Below are 7450 nucleotides of genomic sequence, written 5' to 3' on the forward strand. Positions count from 1 at the left end.
TGCGCTGGTCATGGTGGAGACGCCTCAGCCAAACCCGGGCCCGCCGCAGCCACTACAAACGCCGAGGCCACATCCTGCAACTGTGATTGCAGTACTAGGCACCTGCCGTGACCGCCGCTCCCGCGTCAGCCCCGCACGATCACTGTTCAGTTCTCAAGGAACGACCAGCTCAGGCCCCACATGAAGGCGGGCCCGAACTAGCAGGTCAAACAGCCAAGACGCACACCCCCCGAATTGCTTAGGGGGGCTTGCGCGCTTGCCTGTTAGGTACCGTAGGCAAACCGAAGGCTGCGCGCAACCCCCTCTCGCGATACAGTTCGCTAGCCCCCCTAGGCGAGGAGTGGAAAGCCGTGCACGACGACATGAAGCGGGTCTCTGAGATCGCGGCCCCGGTCGACCGGGCCAAGGCAGCGATAGACCTGATGGCGACCTATCAGGGCTGGGTGCTGGAGCTGTCCCGCATCCGGCGTGAAGCCATCGAGGAGGCGCAGGCATCTGGCATGACTCAGACCGAGATCGCTGCCAAGCTCGGAGTGAGCCGAGGTCGCGTAGGGCAGCTAGCGTCTGCCGGTCCGCCCCCGGAGCGCGCGTTCTTCGGCACAGACCTGGTGACTGTGTCGCTCGGTGGCAAGCCTGAGGCAGGCAAGGGCCCCGATCAGAATCCGAGTGAGGTTGTGACCAGGGAAGACCTCAACAACTTCGACCACCTGCGCAAGTTGCTGGCCGGCATGAAGCTTGAGACTCAGTACGAGGTGATCCCGACGACGGGCATGGTCAACCTCAACCGCGAAAATCACGTGGTCGTCTGCGGACCGCGGCTGTCGCCCATCGTCGCCCAGGTGCTCGAAGGGGACGACAACTTGCGGTTCAAAAAAGATCGAGCCTGGCACCTGGTGGATCAGAAGGCTGGAAAGGAGTACCGATCGCCGATGGATGAGGACGGCTCCGCAGGCGACTTCGGTTACCTAGGCCGGCTTCCCCGGCTGGACGGCCGTGGCACGTTCTTGTACATCGCCGGAATCCACTCCATAGGCGCGAACGGGGTCGTGCACTACCTGGAGAACAACCTCGCTGAGCTGTATCGAGAGGTCCGCACCCGTCGGTTCTCAACGCTCATTTCTTGTCGCTACGACCCCGATACGCTTGACGTGCTGGAGAGCCGCCGCGTTACCCCGCTGTACCGACACGAGGGATGATCATGCGCGTCTGCATGGACACAGGCCCCGGGGGAGCCAACCCAAACGAGGACTGGGGAGCCGGAACGCCCACACTCGCTGTCGTGCTGGACGGACTCAGCACGGCAGGCCTGACTACGGGATGCCGGCATGGCGTCCCGTGGTACGTGGCACACCTCGGTGGCCAGCTTGTAGCCGCCCTCGCAGATATGGATCGTCAACTCTCAGACGGCCTGAGTGATGCCCTCGAACGCGTTGCGGAGCTGCATCCGGAGTGCGACCTCAAAGATCCGGGGACACCGTCAGCGACGGTCGCGGTTCTGCGGCACCGCTACGGGGTCCTTGACCATCTCGTCCTCGCAGACTCGCCCATCGTCTTTGAGGGACCGCAGGGGTACTCCGTGATTACTGATCTTCGGGTGGACGACGTACTTCCCGAGATAAGAGCTGAGGTTGAGCAGTACGAGACTCACACTCCAGAACACAGAGCCGCCCTGCAACGTCTCGTGCGCGCTCAGCGGGAGGTACGCAACACGCCAGAGGGGTACTGGGTGGCTGCGGCAGATCCAGGAGCAGCGGGTCACGCCTTGACTGGCACGACATCACTGAGCGAGGTCCAGGCTGCCGCCGTGATGTCCGATGGCGTATCGAGACTCGTGACCGAGTACGAAATGGCGACCTGGTCCGATGTGTTCGGGACGCTCCGAGCGGGCGGGCCCCGAGAGTTGATCGCAGCCGTACGCAAGGTGGAGGCTACGGACCCCACTGGACGCCGGTGGCCACGTTATAAGTCTGGGGATGACGCAACAGTGATCCTCTGCCAATGGTGACTTGCGCAGTGCTGCCAGTCCGGTGGCTCCACTTGAGGTGGTACCTGCGGGCGCAAACGGTGCGGGCCGTCGCCCATTTGGCCTTCACCAACGTGCAAGTTAACGCCCTGTAAATCAAGGTGCTGGCAAGGGGATAGCCGGAGGGTTGCCGTGACATGGATGAGATTAGATATTCAATTCGTGCACGAAAGCGGAGAGCGATAACCGACAATAATGGTAAATCGGAAGGAAGGTGGGCGAAGAGAGATTCAAAAGCGTCCTGGAAGGATATCGCCACAACCGCAGCCGGTATCACGTCCCTTGCCGGAATTGCCCTCTATGGCAGTGTTCATTTTGCTGACGCCGCGTTTTATGCGCGCCTAGGTTTGACTCCAGAAGACATAGGGCTAAATCCGGCAGTGACGCTCGGGCGAGTTGCGGTGTCATTCATGCTCATCGGCGTGGCCCTATTTATTGTTGCCCTTCCGCTGGTAATATTTTTCCGGCGAACTAGCTTCCCTTGGCTTCTTCTTACGCTTGCGGGGTCTACGATCGGAAATGTTCTGATCGTTAAGCTGTTCGCTCCAGTCGCCGAGGTCGGGACGCTGGTGATTTCGATTGGCGAGATGACCTTTATTTTTGCAGTCTTCGCAATGCATGAGATAGATCTCTCGGTGATCCTTAATAACGTGAAGGGGAAGAAGCTAGAGGTGGCAACGCTAACATCGTTTGCGGTGCTACTCGTGTTCTTCGCGGCTGGAATCTTCGGCCTTCGAGCAGCCTATGGCATCGAGTCAACAGTTACTCCAAAATCTTCGTTTAACGTAATTCCCGAATCCTTCCCGGGGATGGGAAGGTTGGGGCTGCTAGGCGTGGAGGCAAAGCCTGCAAATGTCGTCTGGGTAAGCGAGAACTTGAAAGGGGCTGTGGCAACAACTAAGGGGTTTCCGCTAATATTCCTGGGGACCGAGAGGAATCTGCATTTTCTCTACGATGTCCAGCGCAGGCGGGTTATGCGCGTCCCTGCAACACTTGTACTAATTGATATTCGGTCATGAAATGAAGCCAACCGTAATGTCGAGGGCCGCATCCCGTCTCTGACATCAACGCCTGACATCAACAGCCCCGTACACCAGCGCACGATGGCGGACCGATGTGGTCCGCCATCGTGGTTTGGGGGTGCTGAATGGCTGGTCCGCACGGATCGCATCTGGGGTGAACGCGCCTACGGATCAGATGCGTGGGGCAACGGACCTCAGGCTCCCGGCGGTCAGCCGGGGGCGCTCGTTGGCCGCATGTAGTAGGCCAACAACGGTTGAGCGGTCTTCAGGCCTCCTCGCCTCTCACAAGGCCGGCCATCTGAATCTGCAGGTTCTTGAGCCGTTCGTAGGTTGCGATCACGTCCGTCTCGAACGAATCAGGCCAGTTGGCTTTGGACTTCCAGGAGTACTCCACCTCCCTCTCCTTCCATCTCTGGTGAGTCACGCGCCAGGAGTTGTGGTGGTGGATGAATGCCAGGTAGGAGTCCGGCATCTGGTCGCCTGCCATGAGGTGCGTCTTTGCGGCCAGGAGATCTTGGATCGCCTCATTACGTGGCATGAACTCGTGGTCGACCCAGAACAGCCAGAGGTCCCGTTCCTCAGGGCTGAGGGGAATGCCTGACGCGAACACGTAATTACGCCCGAGCGTGTCGAGGAAGTCCATCCAGGCCGACCGCCCTTCCTTCACCAGGAACAGAAGGGGACCGTAGAGCTGCTCCAGTTGGTTTTCAACGTGAGTGAGCCGCGCTTCGGCCTTCCTTCGCTTCACATCGGCCCGCGCTGAGAGCAAGTGATTGGCCAGCCACCCGCCAGCGGTGACCGTTGCAGCGATCAGCGCTGCCAGGAAGGTCGAATCCATGCCGTCAGATTGCGCTCTGCGACAGGCATACGCCATCCGATACGCCCCAACAGCAGCAGACCACGACGGCCGACCGAGGACAAGCCGCTGAGTCCTGACCTCGTGCTCAACGCAGGGGTAGTGGGCCAGGTGTGGGCCAGCAGTGCAGCCCAGAGCGACTAGGACGGCGTTCGAGCAGGTCACACGGGGGAAGGACACAGGCAGAGCGACGCTCTTGAAAGCCGTCACGGCTCTGGTCGATCAGGCTACGTCATCAAGGCCCGCGCACGGCGCGGGCGCGCGCCGCCTCCACAGTGTGGGTAATCCCCCCTGACCACACCCGGCTGGCCGTGCGGCGGCTGCGGGAACGAAGTGGGAGCTATTTCGGCTGCACGGCTTCAGGCAGCCACTTTGGGGCGAGCCTCGAAGATCATGGCCCAACGTCGCGCTTTACAGGTAGGTCCATGACTGCCCGACTCGCCGTCAGCTTACGGGTCCATGATCACTCACCTCAAAGCAGATCCAGCCCAAATCCGTTCCGCCGACCTCGTTCCTGGACTCGGCCCCTTCGAGACGCCGCCCTTTGGGTTGTGCGTTACGTATTGCTGTCTACTGACCAACCCTGGTCCATTTCCCAACAGGTGAGCGAGACGGGCCCGTCTGTCGAACGATTCCAGCATCGCGCATTTGCCTGAGCCTGAGGAGTACAACGTGCGAGGGCTGCTCTAGAGCTTCCTCAATCTCTTTCCTGGATTTTGGACCATCGGCCAAAAATTCATAAACAGCCTGAGCGACTTCATCACCCACTTCTACAGAATCATCTCGCATCTCGGGCGGCAGCTGTTGGTCATTCTCCTCAAGAGGAAGCTGACCAGGTTGGGAATACTGTGCACCTCCGGAATCGGCCTGATCGGCAAGTGAATAAGTGGCCCAGCGTCGCGACCCTGCTTGAATTACTATGCCGCGATCTACAAGGTCTCGCAGTTCCGAAGTGGCCACTCGACTGTCAACACCAAGATGCGACCGGTAACTGTTGTTATTTAGCGATTCACCGTTACGCATTCGCGCCAACGCGAGTAGTTGCGAATCAGACAAGCCGGTAATCCCGAGGGAGCCGATCCACCGCACGGTTTCCTCGTCGAGGAGCGAAGCGTTGGGAAAGGTGACTTGAAACGAGGCAACCTGATCGTCAAACTCAGGCAGCCCCATACCAGACGCCCTAAGGGAGTTGATCATTGAGCCGATCCCGGACCCACGCGCCTCACAAACGCGGCCACCTTCAGGGAGATCGACGTTTTGAAGAATGTGAACCAACACCTGATTTCTCGCAGAAGAGATATTTGATGTCGCGAGATCTTCCACGTTAACGGGGCCGTACAGTCCGCCAGGGTTCCGGACTACAAGACGATCCGGGTACATCTCAATTTGCGAAGGAGTACCAAGCGACCCTTGCGAAAGGTCGCGGTGGACGAGAGAGTTGACGATTGCCTCTCGAAGAGCCGTCTCGGGGTACTCCCAGATGTCTTGGCGCGCGATTCCCGAGATTACGCTACGCCTCCGCATGTTTCGCCGTAGCAGCGCCAGGGCATAGCTAACCATTTCTGGAATTGGGCCACTGAGTGAGGAGTTATCAAGAAAACGTTCACCTAGCGGACCAGGGATTCCAGGCTGACTGTTTGGATAGACGACAAAAGTAACGTTCAACTGCGGGAAGAACTGCTGCGGGTATCCACCCATGCAGAGCAATCCCGCAACCGTCGGAACAAGGCGGCCTTCATGCTCCTTAAGAACCTTCATCATGGAAAGGACTTGATCGTCACTTTTATCCTCGAATGCTCGGCGACGCTCCTTTCGTTGTCCAGCAACGAACGCCCTAACAATTTCTTCATCCAAGTCAGCCCTAACAGCCTCCGCTACTACACGCTCATCATCCCTGGGTTGCCCTCGCCCTGCGATTAGCAGATTGACTTCATAATTTGTCAAGCGTCGATCATTGTCGCCGACACGGATGTATGATCCGCCGTAACATCCCTTGCCTTTGTAGTAACAAGGCTTTTGACCGGTCGACATGGGCGGGATTTCAATGACTACAACGCGCCCACCTTCGACGTCATGCGTCTGAATTAGGGGACGTACGGGAGGCTCCATACTATCGCTGCAAATCTTAGCGACAGCAATCTCAGCACTTCCGGCATCATCCACCCCGCTCACTGAGAAGCCATTCTTCTCGTCGACCCCCAGAAGAATTACTCCCCCTTGAGCATTGCTGAAGGCGCTGATCGTCTCCCACAAGCTCGCTGGGAGCCCCCCTTTGGCCCTTTTGGCTTCCACAAGGGATGTGTCGGTATCCAAACTTCGAAGTGTGGCTAGTGTATTAGCCAGGTCTTGAAGTTCCATCGGGCCCACCTCAGCTTGTAGTCAACTTAGAGCCTCACCTTCTAGGTAGGCTACAAGCGGCTCCAAGCTTCTCCAAGCCTGCCCAAGAGGCTTCATGCAGCTCCGAGCCTCCACAGTGCTACGTGAGCGGCATGCAAGCTCACGTCGATACAGGCAACATTAGTGGCGATACAGCCGCTTGACCTGCGACTACGCACGGTCTGCCACCAACGGCAGGTCGAGCGCCCCGCGAAGTCACTTCGGGATGAAACGGTCAAATTAACGCGATGCTCCGCACGACTGACACAGCCCATGTCCCGAGTGCAGCCAGCTCGTGCAGTCCGGCGGTTTCGTCCTCTCCCAGCGGGAGGACGATGGCCGGCGGACATGCCAACTGCACGGATGGGTGACGCACAAAAACCCGGCATCAGCGGGTAGGATGGCCGTAAGCCACGCACGGCCCTCCCACCCGCCTGCGGAGGTGACATGACCTCAGTCGCTGGGTGTTCCGCGAGTCTTCTCCCTTGTCCCATCGACGTTGAAACGTACGTTGGGCATGCGCAGAGGCAATGCGTGGGTCTTGGTCACCTGCTGTCCGTCAACTGCGACGCAGGGGGGTGTGCGGGGATGGCAGGCGCAGAGAACCCACAACACAGCCTTGCCATACAGATCGCGACCCCGGAGCACCACCGCAGACCGACGCGCACCGAAGCTCTGACCTGCATCTTTGACGTGATCCCCAGGTCGGCGATCTTCCAGGGCCTAATTCGGGAGCAAGCGGTCTTGAAGCAAAGTCAGACTGTCCCGGACCTTCTGCGATGTAGGGCGGGATGCCTGTATCCAGGAAGACGTGGGTCCCAGGTGAGGGGCTGTGCCTCTTCCCACTGAGGAGCGAGAGCACGAGGTAGGCGTACAGCCGTGACGGTCGCGCGGCGATGAGCACGGCTTTCGTCTGCTCCAGGTTCAGTGCCTTGCTCGGACGGCCGGGGCGCCCCTCCGGCGCGCCGACGAGTAGGGGTCAGCCCTGTCGTGCAACCAGTCGTCCACCTCGTCCGCACTGAGTTCCTTCAGCTTGGCCCCTTCCGTCATAACGCGGAGATTCTTCAGGGGGCATTAGCCTCGCGCTTTCACGAGGTGGGGTGTCCGAGGCTTGATCAAATAAGCGGAGAGTGCTCCTGACCTGCAACGATGGGACTTGTCTAGGGTCCTGTT

General features: G+C 59.3%; 5 protein-coding genes. 2 read left to right on the forward strand and 3 right to left on the reverse strand.

From position 1 onward, the window contains the following. Positions 1–350: 350 nt before the first annotated feature. Positions 351–1196, forward strand: coding sequence for a sigma factor-like helix-turn-helix DNA-binding protein (locus ADL01_RS15165; protein ID WP_053742516.1), 846 nt, complete (start codon positions 351–353; stop codon positions 1194–1196). A gap of 281 nt (positions 1197–1477) precedes the next feature. On the opposite strand, the gene ADL01_RS47500 is transcribed toward ADL01_RS15165, so the two are convergent. Continuing rightward, a complete protein-coding gene (locus tag ADL01_RS47500) occupies positions 1478–1648 on the reverse strand; it encodes a hypothetical protein (protein WP_324614604.1) in 171 nt (56 codons plus the stop codon). 512 nt (positions 1649–2160) lie between these two features. On the opposite strand from ADL01_RS47500, the gene ADL01_RS44695 reads away from it, so the two are divergent. Beyond that, complete coding sequence (locus ADL01_RS44695) at positions 2161–3042, forward strand: hypothetical protein (RefSeq protein WP_159049527.1); 882 nt, start codon at positions 2161–2163, stop codon at positions 3040–3042. 268 nt (positions 3043–3310) lie between these two features. Here ADL01_RS44695 and ADL01_RS15170 read toward each other — a convergent pair whose 3' ends face one another. Together ADL01_RS15170 and ADL01_RS41955 are read right to left on the reverse strand one after the other, a co-directional pair. Then, complete coding sequence (locus tag ADL01_RS15170) at positions 3311–3883, reverse strand: hypothetical protein (RefSeq protein ID WP_053742517.1); 573 nt, start codon at positions 3881–3883, stop codon at positions 3311–3313. A gap of 588 nt (positions 3884–4471) precedes the next feature. After that, complete coding sequence (locus tag ADL01_RS41955) at positions 4472–6259, reverse strand: ATP-binding protein (protein ID WP_078960532.1); 1788 nt, start codon at positions 6257–6259, stop codon at positions 4472–4474. Positions 6260–7450: the final 1191 nt, after the last annotated feature.

The organism is Streptomyces sp. NRRL WC-3618, from assembly GCF_001280005.1.
Lineage (GTDB): Bacteria > Actinomycetota > Actinomycetes > Streptomycetales > Streptomycetaceae > Streptomyces.

Excerpts from the sequence above, each read along its gene's own strand:
- ADL01_RS41955 (WP_078960532.1), bottom strand. The coding sequence starts at position 6,259 with ATGGAACTTCAAGACCTGGCTAATACACTAGCCACACTTCGAAGTTTG.
- ADL01_RS15170 (WP_053742517.1), bottom strand. The coding sequence starts at position 3,883 with ATGGATTCGACCTTCCTGGCAGCGCTGATCGCTGCAACGGTCACCGCT.
- ADL01_RS44695 (WP_159049527.1), top strand. The coding sequence starts at position 2,161 with ATGGATGAGATTAGATATTCAATTCGTGCACGAAAGCGGAGAGCGATA.